The sequence below is a fragment of the Aliiruegeria haliotis genome, assembly GCF_003003255.1.
Lineage (GTDB): Bacteria > Pseudomonadota > Alphaproteobacteria > Rhodobacterales > Rhodobacteraceae > Tropicimonas > Tropicimonas haliotis.
Window position 1 is genome coordinate 20,767 of sequence record NZ_PVTD01000003.1, and the last position, 16,933, is coordinate 37,699.

Here is a 16,933-nt window from a genome sequence, read left to right on the forward strand (position 1 = left end):
GCGGCAATTGCAATTCGCCGATCACCGGGTCAGCAGGCGGCGGGTGATCCACCAGACAACCAGCATGATCACGATCGAGATGCCCATGGCCAGCGTCATCCCCCCGAACTCGTTGAGAGGCGACGGCGAGACATAAAGAGCCAGCCCGGTGATCGTGTTGGCGATTGCCACGACCAGCATGCCGAAGAAATTGTTGCCAAAGTGCAGTCCCATCGCGGCCCCGAGGTTGCCGGTCTGCTCCGTCAGGTCAGCGGCGATGAGGCCAAAGATGAAGGAGGAAAGAAGGATCACGGGCAGGTTCGGACCGGCCGCGGGCGACCAGTGCAGCAATGCAAAGGCAAGAGCCGGCAGGCCCATCCAGATCACGCGGGCCGCGAAACGCGCGGCCAGTTGCTGCTGAAGGTAGCCGCGGAACAGCACCTCCTCGGCACCCGTCTGAAGGAAGATGAGCGGCAAGGCGAGGGGCAGATACCGCAGCCAATCACCGAACGCCAGGTTCGCGGTGGGCGGGTCTATCCAGGCGCCGACCAGGGAGATCGCCGCCAGGATCGGGACCTGCACCATGAGTGCCGTACCGAAGCCACGCGCCCAGTCCCCGAACGGTCCGAAGACCGACCCCGGACCTCGGAAATGAAAGGCGGCCGCCGCCAGAAGCGGCCCGGCGAAAAGGCCGGCAAAGGTGGCCAGCGCAAAAAAGACCGTCGCGGGCGTGGCGATCCCTCCTGTCCCCGCGAGGTTGGTTTGCAGCGTACGCAAGGCGGCGGTTATGTGGAACATCGTCATCGGCTCTTCGCCGGCCATTGACCTCGCCATCGCCACCACGGTCCCGACGCTTAGCGGCACCACGGTCGAGATGTATATGAAGACGATGAATAGCACGCCCAGCAGAAGGCGCCAGAGTTGCGGGTAGAGCTTTGCCTCGTGCAGGGAGGCTTCGAATTCGGGCGCGCGCATATCGGTCGGTCCTCGTGGGCTGGTCAGACTTTCAGCGCCAGCCGGGCGGCCAGCCAGACGCAGAGTGTTGTGGCGAGTTCGGGCAGCATCATGGCGGAGATCCGGGGATCGTCCATGGCCATTGGAATGTGGTAGAGCGCAAGGCCCGACCCGGGCCCGTTCAACGAGGCGACAAGAATCGCCATGACGTTGTTTGCGGCGTGCAGGCCGATGGCAGCGCCGAGCGCGCCGGTGCGCGCGGTCAGATCGGCCGCGGCGAGTCCGAAGGCCACCGTCCAGCATACATAGGCCAGCAGGTTCGGCCCGGCGGCATCGCCCGAGACATGCAGCAAGCCGAACAGGAGCGACGGCAGCACCAGCCAGAGCGGCCATTTCGGAAACCGCACCGCAAGCTGCTGCTGGAGATAGCCGCGAAAGACCAACTCCTCGGTACCGACCTGCACCATGACTGCGGCAAGGGATACCGGCAACAGCAGCAGCCAGCGATCCCGTGGCATTTCGGTGTTGCGCACATAGTCGATGTCGGTCGGCAGCAGGATCATCAGTGCCAAAAACAGCCCGCCCACAGTCAGGAAGACCCGCAGGAAGTCCGACACGACGGCGGCCCAGTCCCCGAAAAGCGTCGCCGGGCTGCGATGATGCAAACCGCGGACAATCATGAAGAGCGCGATGCCAAAGAACCCGAAGGACAGAAGGATATGAAGGGTGCCAATCACCGTATCGTCGCCGAGGGTGAGAGACTCCACGAGGCCCTGTGTCGCGTTCGGGCCAATCAGGTTGGACAGGAAGGCAAAGGCCAACTGGTAGAGCGCCAACCCGGCAATGAAGATCATCACGACGCCGATCAGCGTGCGCCAAAGCTCGGGCGTGGCCCGGGCAGGTGCAACGAAGTACTGATGTGGATCGTGACCCATCCCGGACCTCCTGCGAACAGAGCTAGGCCGGTTTGGCAATCGGTGCAATCAGGGAAGTCCCGGACGAGACCGTGGGCAGACCTGTCCGATGCCACCCCTTACGCCGCGATGACAGACCGGCCCCCCAGACAATCCGCTGCGCCCGGTGGTGGCAGGCAGCCGCTCCCGCCCGCGCTCGACGCTGGCGCATCTCGCCCCGTTGGGCCGGGCGCGCCTTCGGCGCGGGGTCAGACGGCGACGTCGCTCGCCCAATCCGCGGCCTGCATCTCCCGGAGCCGGCTCGCGGTCCGTTCGAACTCGAACGTGCCCTCGCCTTCGAGGTACAACAATTCGGGCTGGGCAGCGGCAGAGCAGATCAGCCGCACTCTCGCCTCGTAGAGCGCGTCGATCAGGGTTACGAAGCGCCTCGCCTCATTGAAATTCGACCGTCCAAGGCAGGGGATATCGGTCAGGACCAGAACCTTGGCGACCTCGGCGATGGCCAGGTAGTCGGCAGGCCCGAGGGGATGGCCGCAGAGGTCAAAAAACCCAGCCCGCGCCACGCCGTTGCGAAAGGCAGGTATCTCCACCGGTCGGGCGTTCACAGTAAGCACAAGCGGAGGCGCCTCCCCTCCGGTCAGGTCATCCCATATCCCTTGTATCGCCTCCCGTGCCTCATGGTCGTTCGGCGTGAAGTAGACAGGCGAGCCGGCAAGCCGGTTCTGGCGATAATCCTTGTCCGAGCTCAACTCGTGCACGACCATGCGCGCCTTAATGAGGTCGATGAAGGGCAGGAAAAGCTGCCGGTTCAACCCGTCCTTGTAAAGATCGTCCGGAACCCTGTTCGACGTGGTGACCACCACGACCCCGGCATCGAAAAGCCTCTCGAACAAGCGGCCGACGATCATTGCATCGGTGATGTCCGTGATCTGCATCTCGTCGAAGCAGAGCAGGTCGACATGGGCGATGACCTCGTCAGCGACAGGCGCGATCGCGTCCTCGACGCCACGCTTGCGCGCCTCGTGCAGACCGGCGTGGATTTCCTGCATGAAGGCGTGGAAATGGACCCGCCGCTTGCGGTCAGTTCGCACCGCCTCGAAGAAAAGATCCATCAGCATGGACTTGCCGCGCCCGACCCCACCCCAGAGGTAGAGGCCGCGCACGGGCTCGGGTGCCGCGGGTTTCGAGAACAAGCCGCGCAGACCGCTGGGTGAGCGCTCGGCGGGCCGCGCCATCTCGTGCCGCACCCGCTCCAACTCCGGCAGAGCCGCAGCCTGCGCGGGGTCCGGCGTCAACAAGCCCTCGGTGGCGCGGTCATTGTAAATGTCGGTCAACGTTCTGGTCATCGGGTTCGGTTTAGGCGGCGCGGCCGGAATTGGGAAGATGTGATCGCTTGCGGAAATCGGGACCATCAGGGCGCAATGGCTGCGTGGCGCTTCTGCCGCGCCGACCGAAATCCCGGCCACAGCGGAAAGCAGGCCCGGCATGATCCCCGCATCATGGGGCAAACAAAAGCCTTCCGAGCAACCTGAGCGCAACCAGCCGTCCAGATCAGACTTGAATTGACCGGGCACAGTCGTCCCGCCATGGTCGCCCTCATGGAAACACGCACCCCGCTTATCACGCCGGTCCTCGTCGCCGGCGCCACTATCCTGCTTGTGAGCTTCGCCATCCGTGCCTCTTTCGGTGTCTTCCAGATCCCTATCGCAGAGGAATTCGGCTGGATGCGGGCCGAGTTTTCCCTCGCCATCGCGATCCAGAACCTCGCCTGGGGTATTGGCCAGCCGATTTTCGGCGCGCTGGCCGAACGCTTTGGCGACCGCCTGGCCATCATCCTCGGCGCTTTGACCTATGCCGCGGGGCTGCTGCTCTCCTCTATCGCGGTGACGCCGGAACAGCACCAGGTCCTGGAAATCCTCGTCGGGTTCGGAATTGCCGGGACCGGCTTCGGCGTGATCCTCGCCGTTGTCGGACGCGCATCGAGCGACGAGAATCGCTCGATGGCGCTCGCCATCGCATCCGCCGCCGGTTCGGCCGGACAGGTCTTCGGCGCCCCTGTTGCGCAATGGATGCTCGGTTTCATGGGCTGGCAGTCGGTCTTCGTCTTCTTTGCCGTTGCAATACTCGCGACCCTGCTGGTCCTGCCGATGATGCGAGACCCACAGCCGGCAACCCGTGCCGAGTTGGAGGAGAGCATGGGCGCAGTGCTGGTGAAGGCCTTCAAGGACCCATCCTATACGCTGATCTTCCTTGGCTTTTTCAGTTGCGGCTACCAGATAGCCTTCATCACCGCGCACTTTCCGGCCTTCGTGACAGAGTTGTGCGGCCCGATCCAGACCGGCGGCCTGCTCGATGGGTTGGGAATCCGTTCCACCTCGACCCTCGGCGCGCTGTCAATAAGCCTGATCGGGGTGGCCAACATCTGCGGGACCCTGCTGGCTGGGTGGCTGGGCAAACGCTACTCCAAGAAGTACCTGCTGGCGGGGATCTATGCCGGCCGGACGGTGATCGCGGCCGCGTTCATCCTGGCGCCGATCACCCCTGCCACGGTGGTTCTCTTCTCTATCAGCATGGGCGCGCTCTGGCTCGCCACGGTGCCACTGACCAGCGGCCTCGTCGCGCATATCTACGGGCTGCGCTACATGGGTACGCTTTACGGGATCGTGTTTCTCTCGCACCAGATCGGCTCGTTCATCGGCGTCTGGCTGGGCGGGCGGATGTACGACTTGACCGGTGATTATACAGCCGTGTGGTGGATCGGCGTCGGCGTCGGAGCCTTCTCCGCCATCGTGCACTTGCCGATCAGGGAGCGCCCTCTTGGCGCGCGACTGGCCTAGCGCTTCAGAAAGGCCCGGACATCCTTGAGGCACTCACTTGCGTGGGTGTAGATCAGACCGTGGTCCGCGGCCTCCAGCACGCTCTGCTGCGCATTTCGGTTGAGTTGCGCAAGGCGGCCAAGCGCCGACAGCGGGATCACACGATCATGCCGCCCCCAGATCGCACGCACAGGTATCTTCGCCGTGGCGATTGCCTTGTGCGCGCCGGCCTGATCCTCCGCCAGCATGTTGCGGCCGCTGGAAAGGAGCGACGGAAGGTACCCGCGTGTCGTCACCTCGACACGGATCAGGGCAGGCAGGGCCGGAAAACGTTCCTCCGGACCGGTGGCGTCCACGAGATCGTCGCCGCCGTGCAACCCCCAGATAATATCGCCGACGACGGGCAGCCGACAGCAGCGTTCAAAGAACTGACCGGGATCGCAACCGAGCCCTCCCGGCGCCAGCAAGACCAACCGGTCGACCCGCGACGGTGTGGCGGCTGCGAATGTCGTCGCGATGGCCGCGCCCATGGAATAACCCAGCAATGAAACCGGCCCGGTCACCCCCTGAGAGTCCAGCAGGTCGCTCAGTTGGCGGCAATACAGATCCGCCGTGTGTTTGCGGAGGGGACGCGCCGAATATCCCCTGCCCCAGAGGTCGTAGGTCAAAACCCTGTAGCCATCCATGGCGAGTCCGCTCGCCATCGGTTCCCAGATCGGTGACGGCGTCACCAGCCCATGCACACAGACCACCACCGGCCCGTCTTCCGGCCCGAACCACCGGAAATGCGTGCGTCCGCCCGGGATGGCCGCAAACTCGCCCAAAGCCTCGGCGCGGGCCTTCGCGCCCATCGGACGGCGCCGCAGCTCAGGAACGGCCCAGGCGGCGACAAGCAGGAGCAGAAGCGCAAGGACAACGACGGATGCGCTCATGAGACCCCGGCCGCATCGAGGATATAGCGGGCGGTCATCAGGTCCAGATGTGCCCCGCCCCCGTTCTTGAACAGGGTGATGTCCCCCTCATTCCGTCTGAACCCCGCGAGGTCGTAATAGTCGGCCAACACGTCATCGCGCGAGATGGCGCCGCTCGCCAGCGGTGCGATCAACTCGCCGATGTGCTCAAGCGTGGTGTCGCGGGAATCCACGAAGAGGCGCGCGCGGGACATGGCGACATCGTCGGCTTCGCGCATGTGCGGGTTGAATGCGCCGATAAGGTCGATGTGCTGGCCCGGGCGCAGCCAGTCGCCGCGGATCACCGGCTCCTTTGCCATGGTGGCGGAGGTGATGATATCGGCTGCGCCAACCGCCGTTTCCAGATCGGTGGCGACCTCGGCGCCGACCTGCACGGCAAGCGCCTTCGCCCGGTCGGCGGAGCGGTTCCAGATCGTGAATCGCGCTTCCGGGAATGCGGCCGAATAGGCTTCTATCAGCGAACCGGCAACCGTTCCCGCGCCCACGACAAGGATCCTGCGGCTGTCCGGGCGAGCCAGGCGGCGGGCCGCGAGGAGGCTGTCGCCAGCGGTTTTCCACTTCGTCACAAGGTGGAAGTCGAGCAGGGCCTCGGCCTCGCCCGTGGCATCGGAATAGAAGGTCACGCCACCGTTGATCGACGGCTTTCCGAGTGCCGCATTGCCCGGAAAGACAGTGGCCGTTTTCACCAGGCTGCCGAGACCGTCAATCCATGCGGCACGGTTCAGCAACGTATCGTTGCCGCGATAGAGAAAGGTATCCCCGACCTCTGCTTTCGGCAGGTCATGTGCCGCGGCCAGCGCATCGGTCAATGCCAGCCAGCCCATTTCAGCCTCGGCCTCCGGCCCGATGAACGGCAGGCTCATGCGGCTTCCTCCGCGCTCAGAAGCCCCTCTGCCACAAGACGTTCCGCCCAGCCTCCGGGGCCTTCGAAAAGGTGTGTCTGCCACCCTCGCGACCGGGCGGTCTCGATATTGTCGTGGCGATCGTCGGTGAACAGGATAGCCCCGGGCGCGTGGCCACACTCCCGCTCGACGATCTCGTAGATCTCCTCATCCGGCTTGATGGTCCCGAGGTGGCCGGAAATGTGGCGCTTGTCGAACTCGTTGAGGAAGTCGTAGTGGGTGGCGGCGAGCGCGAAAGTGCCGATGCCGAAATTGGTTAGTGCCTGTACCTGGATACCCTTTGCCCGCAGCGCCCGCAGCAACCGCACAGAGTGATCGATTGGCGGCGTCGCAAGGTCCATCCAGTCATCGTGCCACATGCGGATCTCGTCCCGCCATTGCGGGTACGCATCCGCCGCAGCATAGATCGTGTCCCTGAAGTCCCCGCCGCGGTCGATGTCGTCGTTCATGCCGTGCAGATCGACTTCGGCGAACATCGCCTCGCGCCGCGCCCGTCCGATCACGCGATCATAGTATCTCTCGGGCTGCCATTCGATCAGGACGTTGCCGATGTCGAAGATCACAAGCTCTACGGTCAATACACCTACTCCCACTCAGGCACGAACCTCACCTATTGGCCATCCGTGTCAAAACTCGGTCCAAGGACTGACGAAACCGCGACCGGTCGGCCTTCGAAAACGGCCGCCCGCCCCCGGGGCGCAGAGGGTCGGCGCTGCGCAATTCTGTCATCAGGTTTCGTGTCGCCAAAGCGTTGCCGATATTGCGCCCTGTGAGCTCTTCGCCGTCAGGTTTGAGCACGATGGCACCCTTGGCCACGCAATCGGCGGCAAGCGGTATGTCGGCGGTGATGACAACATCGCCCGTGCTGCATTCCGCCACGATCCAGCGGTCGGCAACGTCCAGCCCTTCATCCACGTATTGCACGCGCACCAAGGGATTATCGGGCGCACGTATACCCCCGTTGCAGACGAGGATCATCGGCACCTTGTGCCGCGTTGCCACCTGCTCCGCCTCCATCTTCACCGGGCAGGCGTCGGCATCGACATAGATCGTGGTCAACTCAGCCCCAGCGCCTCTGCATGAAAGACCACATGGTCGGCCATGAAAGTGGAAACGAAGAAATACGAATGGTCATAGCCCTTCTGCATGCGGAACACTCCGTGCTGACGCCGCGCTGCCATCGCCTCCGCCAGAGCTTCCGGTTTCAGCAGGTCGAGGAACTGATCCTCGCTGCCCTGATCGACCAGCACCGGCACGTCGAGCCCGACCGCGCGCATTTGCAGCGTCGCGTCGTGCGGTGTCCATCCCGCTTCGTCACTGCCCAGGTAGGCGCCGAGCTGCTTGCGACCCCAGTCGGACGCACTCGGGTGCGCGATCGGCGCGAAGGCCGAGACAGAGGCGAAGCGATCGCGGTGCCCCATCGCCAGCGTCAATGCGCCGTGCCCCCCCATCGAGTGGCCGGTGATTGCCTGCCGCTTCATGTCCAGCGGGAACCGGGCTCCGAGCAGATCCGGCAACTCGGCCCCGATGTAATCCCACATCCGGAAATGGCTGGACCAGGGCGCCTGCGTGGCATTGACGTAGAACCCCGCCCCCTGCCCGAGATCATAGGCCGCGTCGTCCGCCACGCCGTCGCCGCGTGGCGAAGTGTCCGGGAAGACCACTGCCATGCCGACCTGTGCCGCAACCGCCTGTGCTCCCGCCTTCACCATGGCGTTCTCATGGGTGCAGGTCAGACCGGAGAGATACCAGAGCACCGGCACGTCCCCTTCCTTTGCCTGCGGCGGAAGGAACAGGCCGAACGTCATGTCGCAATCGCACGTCCTGCTGGCATGGCGATAGACACCCTGCGTGCCATCGAAACACCGGTTCTCGGAAACAGTTTCCATCAGTGGCTCCCTTGTCGTCGGCTCAGGCCTAGCCCGCCCGTCCGACCCGGGCAAGGGTCGATCCCCGCAGCTTCAGCTGACGGCCGCGATGAAGGCCGAGACGGTGACGATGGAGGCGGCGGTGGTAAACAGGATCGCGGTGGAGACACGGTGCGGTGCGACGCGGTAGTGCTGCGCGAGGATGTAGACATTCCCCGCCACAGGAAGCGCCGCCGCCGCGATCATCACCGAGGCCGCGTAGGGCTCCACCGGGAATACCATCAACGCCATGATCGCAACCGCAAAGGGGTGCAACAGGAGCTTGCAAGTGGACAGATAGACCGCGACCGAAAGCCGTTCGGCATTCTTGCTGGCCAGCGATGCCCCGATGGCAAAGAGTGCTCCCGGTGTTGCAGCGCCCCCGAGGATTGAAAGGAACTCGTTCATCGGCACCGGAATCGGGATCTGCAAGGCCGACCACAGGAAGCCGGCTCCAATGGACATGATCATGGGATTACGTACCAGCCCCCTTCCGACAGAGAGCAGCACGCCCGGCGCGACCCGGCCGTCCCGGCTGGCCGTTATGATGATCACGATCATCGAGCCGAAAAACAACAGGTCCACGGCCAGCACCATCATGACGGGGCCGATCGCTTCGGCGCCCATCAGCAGGGTCAGCATCGGCACGCCAAGGAATCCCACATTGCCGATCACGGCGCATTGCGCCTCCACCGCCGCTTCGTCCATTGGCAATCGCCGGACCAGCGCGACAATGGTGGCGAAGGCATAAACGATCGTGCTGCCGGCAAGATAGGCCATGATGAAGGGCCAGCTCAGCACCTCTGCCAGCGACAGGTTCGCGGCGAACTTGAACAGCATGGCCGAGAGCGCGAAATAGAACACGAACTTCGTCAGGTAGGCCGTTGCCTCATCGGTGAAGAACCGCGTTCGCCCGGCCCAGTAGCCGAGGGCGATGACGCCGAAGAAAGGCAATGTCTTTAGGAAAATCGGAAGCATAGACGCCCGTAACATGGGAATGGCGGTCGGTCACGGCATGATTTTCCGAATTTCAGGAGCATTGTGAGCCGCCTTACAGTTGCCGCCGTTGGCATCAGGTAGGGTTAATGCATTCGCCCGATGACTTTTGTGGAGGACTTCGAAATGCGTACCCTCTGTATCGCCCTGTTCCTGACGATCTCCGGCAGCGTTTCTGCCAATGCGATGTTCACATTCGACCTGCCGCGGCTCACCTTCGCGGAAGATGGCACCAGCGGTACCGGCACGACACGGGGCGCAAACACGCCTGCAACACTGCCCGTCGCGAAATAGGCTGGCGGGCTTGCCGCTACTGAACCGGTCAGTTTATTGTGCCCTCGGCAAGGAAGGGCACACCGATGAATGCTGTTGCAGGCCGGATCAAGCGGGGCCGCAAGTATGACCAGGTCGTGGAGGGCGCGCGTAACGTGTTCCTGCAAGACGGGTTCGAGGGCGCCAGTGTCGATGACATCGCGAAATCGGCCGGCGTCTCCAAGGCGACACTCTACAGCTACTTCCCTGACAAGAGGCTCCTTTTCATGGAAGTGGCCAGCGGCGAGTGTCGCAGGTCCGCGGACGGGGCCTGCTGCGAGATCGACGAGCAACTGCGCCCTCGCGAGGCGCTGACGCAGATCGGTCGAAAGATGGTCGAGTTTTACCTGTCAGGTTTCGGCCAGGCCGTGTTCCGGATCGTGGTGGCGGAGTCGGGGCGTTTTCCGGAACTGGGGAGGGAGTTCTGGAATAACGGCCCGGCTCAGTCCCGCGCCTTGCTTGCCCGGTACTTCCGGGCCGCAACGAAACGGGGCGAGCTCGCGATTGACGATTTCGATCTTGCCGCCGACCAGTTCTCGGAACTTTGCAAGGTGGATCTCTTCCCGCGAATGATACTCGGGCTTGAAGATTCCTTCTCCGAGGAGGACCGAGCCCGCGTGATAGCGGGCGCGGTCGAAATGTTCGTGGCGCGATATGGGGCGTGAACGGCGCCTCAGAGGATGAAGTCGCTCGGCACCAGGCCGTCGTCATAGTCCTGCAGAACCACCTTCGAATCCTTGTTCAGCGTAATGATGGTGTCGCCGTCCTTCTGCCGGATCGTCAGGTCCCTGAACTTGTTGGCAGCCTTGATGACGATCTTGTCGCCCTCGTCGCGGCTGAAGTCGTCGATGTCGTCGTGGCCGAACTTGATCCCCTTGAAGACGAACTTGTCGGCGCCGTCCCGGCCGCGGAACCAGTTGCTCTTGTTGTTGCCGAGAATCCAGTCGTCGGCTTCAGAGCCCTCTACGTTTTCGATATTGAAAAGCTTGTCGATGGTTCCGTAGCCGTCCCGGACACGGCCCTTGATCAGGTTGGCCACGATCCCGGCGTCGCCGCCGTCATAGCGATCCTGATAGTACTGGACCCGGTCATCGCCCTTCCCGCCGTAGAAGACATCCTGCCCGCGCAACCCGCTGAAAGTATCGGATCCGTCCGTCCCACGCATCGTGTCATTGCGGTTGGTCCCGACGACGCGATCGATATCGATAAGCTGATCTACATTCCCGTCCGGACCGATGGCCTTTTCCTTTGCAAGGTTGACGGAAACACCGCGGTTGAACGGATGATTTGAGTAGTTCCAATTGTCGTAGCTGACAGTATCCCAGCTATCTCCGTCGGTGCCGACATACTTGTCTGTACCGCCCTTGTCCTTGATGTAGCATCCGCCCTTTCCGGCCCGGACAACGTCGTCACCAGCCCCGGTTTTGACATCCATGCCCCGGATAAGGGAACGGGGACCGATATAGGTGCTGTCCTCACCGACAAGGTTTTCATATGCCTTCCAAGGGTCGTCTATCACGAAATCGTAGAATATTCCGGCATCCAGCCCGGTTTCTGTCAGCTTGACCTGAACTTTCCCGGCCTTGTTCATCCATTCGACATACTGGATCGTCCCGGAGGTGATGACCGTTTCCCCCGCCCTCTCTCCCTGGGTTGGCTTGAATGTTTTAATATCCGCGAATTGAACCTTGATCGACCACGGGGACCTGTCGCTTTCGAACTCCCTTCCGTCCCTGTTCTCGTCGTAGGTCAGTCGCAATATTCCCGTTTTCTTGTTGAAGGAGGTGACGCTGTAGTTCTGAAATTCGGAATATCTGTGGTGATAGTCCTGGAACTTGGTGAATACGACCTTGGCCATTGTGATCTCCCTATGAAAAAAGTTCGAACCGCACACCGAGAAACACGCGTGTCAATTTGACACAGCGTCAATTTAGCGGGAATTCTGGATTCGATCAAAGGGCGGGTGCCCGCCAGGGAGCCGGGTCAGTCGAGGCGCCGGACCTGCAGTTGGTTGCCTGAGCCGCGACGTGTCTCGAAGATCTTGATCGACTGGACGAGGTCGGAGAGCTTCTTCTTTCCGTAGCTCCTCGTGTCGAAATCGGGGTTGGCGGCGACGACGTATTGGCCCAGCTGCCCGAGAGCGTACCAGTCGTCGTCCGGGTCGATGGCATCCATTGCCTTCAGGATGAGGTCGCGTGCCTCGTTGAGCGACTTTGCCTTGTCGGGTTTTCGATCCGCCGGCGTCTTTTCCGATGCGGCGGCGGCGGTATCTATGTTCTCGAGGAAAATGAACCGCTTGCAGGCTTTCCGGAACGCCTCCGGTGTTTTGCGCTGCCCGATACCAAACACGTCAAGTCCCTGCTCGCGCACCCGGCTGGCAAGGCGTGTGAAATCGCTGTCCGATGATACTAGGACAAACCCGTCGAACCGCCCCGTGTGCAGCAGGTCCATCGCATCGATCACCAATGCGATGTCGGAAGCGTTCTTGCCCACGGTGTTGGCCGGTTGGTGATGCGGCACCAGCCCGAATTCCGCCTGCACCTTGGACCAGCCTTTCATCTGGGTGGAGGAGAAGTCGCCGTAACAACGACGGACCGACGCCTCGCCATAGGCCGCGATCTCGTCAAAGATCGCCTTGGCAAATTGCGGCGAGGTATTGTCGGCATCGATCAGAACGGCGAGCAGGGGGCGCTGGTCAGGCATGAATTGTCTCCGAAACGAGCTCAAGAAGGGTGTCGGGTTTGTATACATACACGCGGGGGAAAGGACAGGTTTCCAATTCTATCTCCGATAGCAGGTCGAACAGCTCCTCTCCCTCCAGAAACCAATCTGCGTGGGTATTCAGGTAAACCAAGAGATCGCATGGCGTGTAGTTTGCGCGACCTGCCTTGCGCGACACTGCTTTTCCAACGATGTCCCTGACCTTTTCCGGGTTGTGGCATGCTTCTTCGCCGACGAGCCGAGGCACAGGTTCGGCAGAGGCCCGATCGTCCTTTGCCTCCTTCGTCCATTTTGCTTGCTCGTCCGGATCGGCGGCCTCCGTCACCTCGATCCCGAATTGCTCCTTGCCGTGGCGAATGAAAAAATCGGGTCGTTCTCCTTCGAACACTTCGAAAGGGAAAGAGATTGCGCCGGATCTCTCCATTTTGCCTATCCATCCAGCGAGAACCCAACGTTCAAGGTCATTTTGCCGACCTCTTCGGTCGAGGCGCGATGGAACGTTCGCCGTCCATTGCTCAAGGGGGTGTGAGAGATCAACCGCTTCATGGGCCGACAGAACAAGCTTGTGCGCTAATAGAGCACCACCGACCGGATCGACTCCCCTGCGTGCATCAAATCGAACCCGGTGTTGATCTCGTCCAATGTCATCGTGTGCGTGATCATCGGATCGATCTCGATCTTGCCCTGCATGTACCAGTCAACAATCTTCGGCACGTCTGTCCGGCCCCGTGCACCGCCGAAGGCCGTACCGCGCCAGACCCGCCCGGTGACAAGCTGGAACGGTCGGGTCGAAATCTCTGCCCCGGCCGGCGCGACGCCGATGATGATCGATTCGCCCCACCCCTTGTGGGCAGATTCAAGGGCTGCCCGCATGACCTGGACATTTCCCGTTGCGTCGAACGTGTAGTCGGCGCCGCCCCGGGTCAGATCGACGAGATAGGGCACAAGGTCGCCTTCGACCTCCGCCGGGTTGACGAAGTCCGTCATCCCGAAACGCTCGGCCATGGGCTTCTTGTCAGGGTTCAGGTCGACACCGACGATCTGGTCCGCACCGGCCAACCGCAGCCCCTGGATCACGTTGAGCCCGATCCCCCCGAGGCCGAAGACGATAGCACGGGCGCCGATTTCGACCTTTGCGGTATTGATGACCGCTCCGATGCCTGTCGTCACGCCGCAGCCGATGTAGCAGATCTTGTCGAAAGGCGCGTCCGGATTGACCTTGGCCAGCGCAATCTCCGGCAGGACCGTGTGGTTGGCGAATGTCGAGCATCCCATGTAATGTAGGATCGGGTCGCCATCGAGCGTGGAGAACCGCGAGGTCCCGTCGGGCATCAGCCCCTGGCCTTGCGTGCTGCGGATCGACTGGCAGAGATTTGTCTTCGGGTTGAGGCAGTATTCGCACTCCCGGCATTCCGGTGTGTAGAGCGGGATCACGTGGTCGCCCGGCTTGAGCGAGGTAACGCCTGGGCCGCATTCCAGGACCACGCCCGCGCCTTCATGCCCCAGGATCGCCGGAAAGAGCCCTTCCGGATCCGCTCCAGACAGGGTGAACTCGTCAGTATGGCAAATTCCGGTGGCCTTGATTTCCACCAACACTTCACCAGCCTTGGGCCCTTCGAGGTTGACCTCCATCACCTCCAACGGCTTGCCGGCCCCGATTGCCACTGCAGCACGCGTTTTCATTGCCCTGTCCTCCGGTTAGACTATCGCAAAATCGTGGGCGAAGAGCCCGAACATTGCAACAAGCGAGAGAGATATGGACCGGAGAATTTGGGGAATAGCAGCGCTCGTCGCGCTTGCAGGTTGCGCGGATCCGTCGAGCCAGCCGGTGACCGAGGAAATGTTCGGGACCGACCCGACCGTCACGGGAACCCTGCCCGCGGCCGGGACAACAACGGTCGCGCCACTCGACGGCACCGGCCAGACCACCGATCCCGCGGCCGCGGCCGCGGCCGCAACGGCGGGAGGCGATCCCTTCGCCACGGTCCAGACCTCCGATGCAAGTGGCCTGACCGAACGTCTGCCGGACACCTGCAAGCTTGCCGAGTTCCAGCAGTTCAACAACCAGAACGCCGCAACGGTCGAGGCCGCCGGGATCGCCGCGCCCTACCGCGTAATCGCCCCCAACACGATCGTCACACAGGAGTACAACCCGATGCGGGTGAACTTCTACCTGGGTGGCAATGGCCGGGTGAACCGCATTTCCTGCGGCTGACGACAGGACACCTGATCGATCCCCCAACCGGCGCCGGTGTTGCGGCACTGACGTTCGCAGGGACGTGTCCGCAAGCGCGACGGAGGGCCCCGCGGATCGGTATGGGATGCGTGACACGTGTCCAAAAGGGAGTGGCAGGTTGGTCGCGGTACGCGCCCTTTCCGGTCCATTCGCTGGCCTGAGCCAGCCCGCGCCTCACGGGTCCACATGGCGGACGATCCGACGAACGCGGCACGCACGATCTCAGGCAGTGGCAGATCGGGTTCTGCACCATTGCCTTTGACGCGGGCTGCCATAGGGTCGTGCCATGCAAGAGCCCGTCGACCGAAAACAGATCGTAACCGACACGATGGACGCGGCGCGGGCGCAGGCACTGCGGACGTGCCTCGGACTGCCGGCACCTGGACCAGGGGCACCGCTCCCGCCGTTCTTCCATCAGATCTACTTCTGGGAGCCTGCCCCCGCCGAGGCGCTTGGCCGCGACGGCCATCCTGCGGTCGGACACTTCATTCCCGACATGGGCCTGCCCCGTCGCATGTGGGCTGGCGGTCGATTGGAGTTCCACGCGCCGCTGCACGCCGGATCGCAGGCGGTGCGCGTCAGCACCATCGCCGCGATGGCGCGCAAACAGGGGCGTACCGGACCGCTCGGTTTCGTGACCGTGCAGCACGAAATCCGGCAAGCGGGTGTCCTCTGCGTGACCGAGGAACAGGACCTCGTGTACCGCGAGGACCCCGATCCTGCCGCCCCGCCCCCGCCACCCCGACAAGCGCCGGAGGACAGCGAGCCCGAGTCGCGAGGGTTCGACAGCACGCTGCTGTTCCGCTACTCGGCGCTGACATTCAACGGCCACAGGATACACTATGATCCGGACTATGCGCGCGACCTGGAAGGTTACGCGGGGCTGGTCGTGCACGGCCCGCTTCTGGCGCAGTTGCTGATGCTCAAGGCTGAGGCCATTGCCCCACTCAGGACCTTCCGCTTTCGCGGCGTTCGCGCGCTCATCCTCGGGGAAACCGCTGTTCTGAACCGGTCAGGGCCACGGTTGTGGATCCGGAATGGCGACGGCGACCTGATCACCGAGGCCGAGGCAGGGCGGTAGCACCCCCGCGAAGCCGATCCAGAAGCGCGGCAGACGCAAAGCCGTCCGCAGGCAATCCTTCGCGCCGCTGGTAGTTCCGGATCGCCGACCGTGTATTCGGACCCGTCAGGCCATCCACCCCTCCGGTGTCAAAGCCTGCTGCCGACAAACGCTGTTGCAACTCCCGCCTGTCGTTCAGGCTCAACGGGCGCTCGTGGCGCGGCCAGGCAGTCGTGAGCGCTGGCCCTCCCCCCAGCCTGTCCGCAAGGTGGCCAACGGCAATCGCATAGGCATCCGCAGCGTTGTAGGTTCGGATAACCCGGAAATTGTTCAGCAGGAGGAAAGCGGGTCCCTGATGGCCAGCAGGCAACAGGACGGATCCGCCCCCCTCCCCGCGCAGCGGCGCTCCGGAGATCTCCTTCACCCCTAGGCGCGCCCATGCAGAGACCTCCCGACGGTCCTCCGGCGCGCCAAGCCCGGCATCGAAGTTCTCGGGCAGAAACACCTCTCGCCCCCAGCCCTCGCCCGGTCGCCAACCGGATTGCCGGAGGTAGTTGGCCGCCGAGCCAAGCGCATCGGCTGGATCATCGCTCCAGATATCCCGCCGCCCGTCACCATCGAAGTCCACCGCACGATCGAGGTAGGACGTCGGCATGAATTGAGTGTGCCCCATGGCCCCGGCCCAGCTACCCACCATCCGGCTGGCCGGTATGTCGCCCGCCTCCACGATCCGCAGGGCTGCGACAAGCTGCGCCTCGAACAGCGCGCCGCGTCGCCCGTCAAAGGCGAGCGACGCCAGTGCATTGAGTGTAGCGATGTCCCCGCGACATGTCCCGAACGCGCTCTCCAGCCCCCAGATCGCCGCAACAACTGCCCGAGGCACGCAAAACTCTGCCTCGATGCGGTCGAAGAGGTCCGTGTGCCGCATGAGCACCGCGCGCCCCTCCGCAATGCGTTTCCCGGTCACGGCCCGGTCGAGATACTCCCAGATCGGCGTGGTAAACTCAGGCTGGGTGCGATCCCGCGCAACAACCTCGGGCAGGAAGCGGAACGTCGGGCCGACGGCATCCAGGGTCTCAACGGAGATGCCCTCTGCCATGGCGCGGAACCGGAAGTCGCGCACCCAACGTGTAAACGCCTTGTCGCGCGCATCCTGCTCCGGCAT

Annotated in this window: 19 protein-coding genes; 5 read left to right on the forward strand and 14 right to left on the reverse strand. The window is 63.1% G+C overall.

Annotation, left to right across the window (positions count from 1 at the left end; genetic code table 11):
- Positions 1-21: 21 nt before the first annotated feature.
- The 3 genes from CLV78_RS09355 to zapE all read right to left on the reverse strand — a co-directional run bounded on the left by CLV78_RS09355 (position 22) and on the right by zapE (position 3,193).
- Complete coding sequence (locus tag CLV78_RS09355; RefSeq protein ID WP_158263494.1) at positions 22-954, reverse strand: CPBP family intramembrane glutamic endopeptidase; 933 nt, start codon at positions 952-954, stop codon at positions 22-24.
- A gap of 23 nt (positions 955-977) precedes the next feature.
- Positions 978-1,868, reverse strand: coding sequence for a CPBP family intramembrane glutamic endopeptidase (locus tag CLV78_RS09360; RefSeq protein ID WP_106204551.1), 891 nt, complete (start codon positions 1,866-1,868; stop codon positions 978-980).
- A gap of 227 nt (positions 1,869-2,095) precedes the next feature.
- Positions 2,096-3,193, reverse strand: coding sequence for a cell division protein ZapE (zapE, locus tag CLV78_RS09365; RefSeq protein ID WP_106204888.1), 1,098 nt, complete (start codon positions 3,191-3,193; stop codon positions 2,096-2,098).
- Between the two features lie 252 nt (positions 3,194-3,445).
- On the opposite strand from zapE, the gene CLV78_RS09370 reads away from it, so the two are divergent.
- Positions 3,446-4,684, forward strand: a complete 1,239-nt coding sequence (locus tag CLV78_RS09370; protein WP_106204889.1) for an MFS transporter — start codon at positions 3,446-3,448, stop codon at positions 4,682-4,684.
- On the opposite strand, the gene CLV78_RS09375 is transcribed toward CLV78_RS09370, so the two are convergent.
- From CLV78_RS09375 to CLV78_RS09400, 6 genes are all read right to left on the reverse strand, one after another.
- Positions 4,681-5,595, reverse strand: coding sequence for an alpha/beta fold hydrolase (locus tag CLV78_RS09375; RefSeq protein WP_106204552.1), 915 nt, complete (start codon positions 5,593-5,595; stop codon positions 4,681-4,683). The two genes, CLV78_RS09370 and CLV78_RS09375, sit on opposite strands and share 4 nt — an antisense overlap.
- Positions 5,592-6,497, reverse strand: coding sequence for an ornithine cyclodeaminase family protein (locus CLV78_RS09380; RefSeq protein ID WP_106204553.1), 906 nt, complete (start codon positions 6,495-6,497; stop codon positions 5,592-5,594). The genes CLV78_RS09375 and CLV78_RS09380 overlap by 4 nt, the downstream gene beginning before the upstream one ends.
- A complete protein-coding gene (locus CLV78_RS09385; RefSeq protein WP_106204554.1) occupies positions 6,494-7,114 on the reverse strand; it encodes an HAD family hydrolase in 621 nt (206 codons plus the stop codon). The genes CLV78_RS09380 and CLV78_RS09385 overlap by 4 nt, the downstream gene beginning before the upstream one ends.
- Positions 7,115-7,142: 28 nt before the next feature.
- Positions 7,143-7,595, reverse strand: a complete 453-nt coding sequence (locus CLV78_RS09390; RefSeq protein WP_106204555.1) for a YaiI/YqxD family protein — start codon at positions 7,593-7,595, stop codon at positions 7,143-7,145.
- On the reverse strand, positions 7,592-8,425 hold the full coding sequence (gene fghA, locus CLV78_RS09395; protein WP_106204556.1) for an S-formylglutathione hydrolase: 834 nt from the start codon (positions 8,423-8,425) through the stop codon (positions 7,592-7,594). The genes CLV78_RS09390 and fghA overlap by 4 nt, the downstream gene beginning before the upstream one ends.
- A 72-nt stretch (positions 8,426-8,497) precedes the next feature.
- Positions 8,498-9,421 carry an AEC family transporter gene (locus tag CLV78_RS09400; RefSeq protein ID WP_106204557.1) on the reverse strand — a complete coding sequence of 308 codons (924 nt, stop codon included), beginning with the start codon at positions 9,419-9,421 and terminating at the stop codon, positions 8,498-8,500.
- A gap of 144 nt (positions 9,422-9,565) precedes the next feature.
- Here CLV78_RS09400 and CLV78_RS23870 point away from each other — a divergent pair, with 144 nt between their 5' ends.
- Positions 9,566-9,733: a hypothetical protein gene (locus tag CLV78_RS23870; RefSeq protein ID WP_158263495.1), complete on the forward strand. Its 168-nt coding sequence runs from the start codon at positions 9,566-9,568 to the stop codon at positions 9,731-9,733.
- Positions 9,734-9,798: 65 nt separating this feature from the next.
- Positions 9,799-10,416, forward strand: coding sequence for a TetR/AcrR family transcriptional regulator (locus CLV78_RS09405; RefSeq protein ID WP_106204558.1), 618 nt, complete (start codon positions 9,799-9,801; stop codon positions 10,414-10,416).
- An 8-nt stretch (positions 10,417-10,424) separates the two neighbouring features.
- On the opposite strand, the gene CLV78_RS09410 is transcribed toward CLV78_RS09405, so the two are convergent.
- The 4 genes from CLV78_RS09410 to CLV78_RS09425 form a co-directional block, all read right to left on the reverse strand.
- A complete protein-coding gene (locus CLV78_RS09410) occupies positions 10,425-11,609 on the reverse strand; it encodes a calcium-binding protein (protein WP_106204559.1) in 1,185 nt (394 codons plus the stop codon).
- Positions 11,610-11,734: 125 nt separating this feature from the next.
- Complete coding sequence (locus CLV78_RS09415) at positions 11,735-12,454, reverse strand: NYN domain-containing protein (protein ID WP_106204560.1); 720 nt, start codon at positions 12,452-12,454, stop codon at positions 11,735-11,737.
- Complete coding sequence (locus CLV78_RS09420; RefSeq protein ID WP_106204561.1) at positions 12,447-12,896, reverse strand: hypothetical protein; 450 nt, start codon at positions 12,894-12,896, stop codon at positions 12,447-12,449. Before CLV78_RS09420 ends, CLV78_RS09415 begins: the two co-directional genes overlap by 8 nt.
- 146 nt (positions 12,897-13,042) lie before the next feature.
- Positions 13,043-14,155 (reverse strand): S-(hydroxymethyl)glutathione dehydrogenase/class III alcohol dehydrogenase, encoded by a 1,113-nt coding sequence (locus CLV78_RS09425; protein WP_106204562.1) that lies wholly within the window; start codon positions 14,153-14,155, stop codon positions 13,043-13,045.
- 73 nt (positions 14,156-14,228) lie between these two features.
- On the opposite strand from CLV78_RS09425, the gene CLV78_RS09430 reads away from it, so the two are divergent.
- Together CLV78_RS09430 and CLV78_RS09435 are read left to right on the forward strand one after the other, a co-directional pair.
- Positions 14,229-14,687 carry an I78 family peptidase inhibitor gene (locus tag CLV78_RS09430; protein ID WP_106204563.1) on the forward strand — a complete coding sequence of 153 codons (459 nt, stop codon included), beginning with the start codon at positions 14,229-14,231 and terminating at the stop codon, positions 14,685-14,687.
- A 307-nt stretch (positions 14,688-14,994) separates the two neighbouring features.
- Positions 14,995-15,789, forward strand: a complete 795-nt coding sequence (locus CLV78_RS09435) for an HTD2 family dehydratase (protein ID WP_106204564.1) — start codon at positions 14,995-14,997, stop codon at positions 15,787-15,789.
- Here the strand turns inward: CLV78_RS09435 and CLV78_RS09440 are convergent.
- Positions 15,764-16,933 carry a lytic murein transglycosylase gene (locus tag CLV78_RS09440; protein ID WP_106204565.1) on the reverse strand — a complete coding sequence of 390 codons (1,170 nt, stop codon included), beginning with the start codon at positions 16,931-16,933 and terminating at the stop codon, positions 15,764-15,766. The two genes, CLV78_RS09435 and CLV78_RS09440, sit on opposite strands and share 26 nt — an antisense overlap.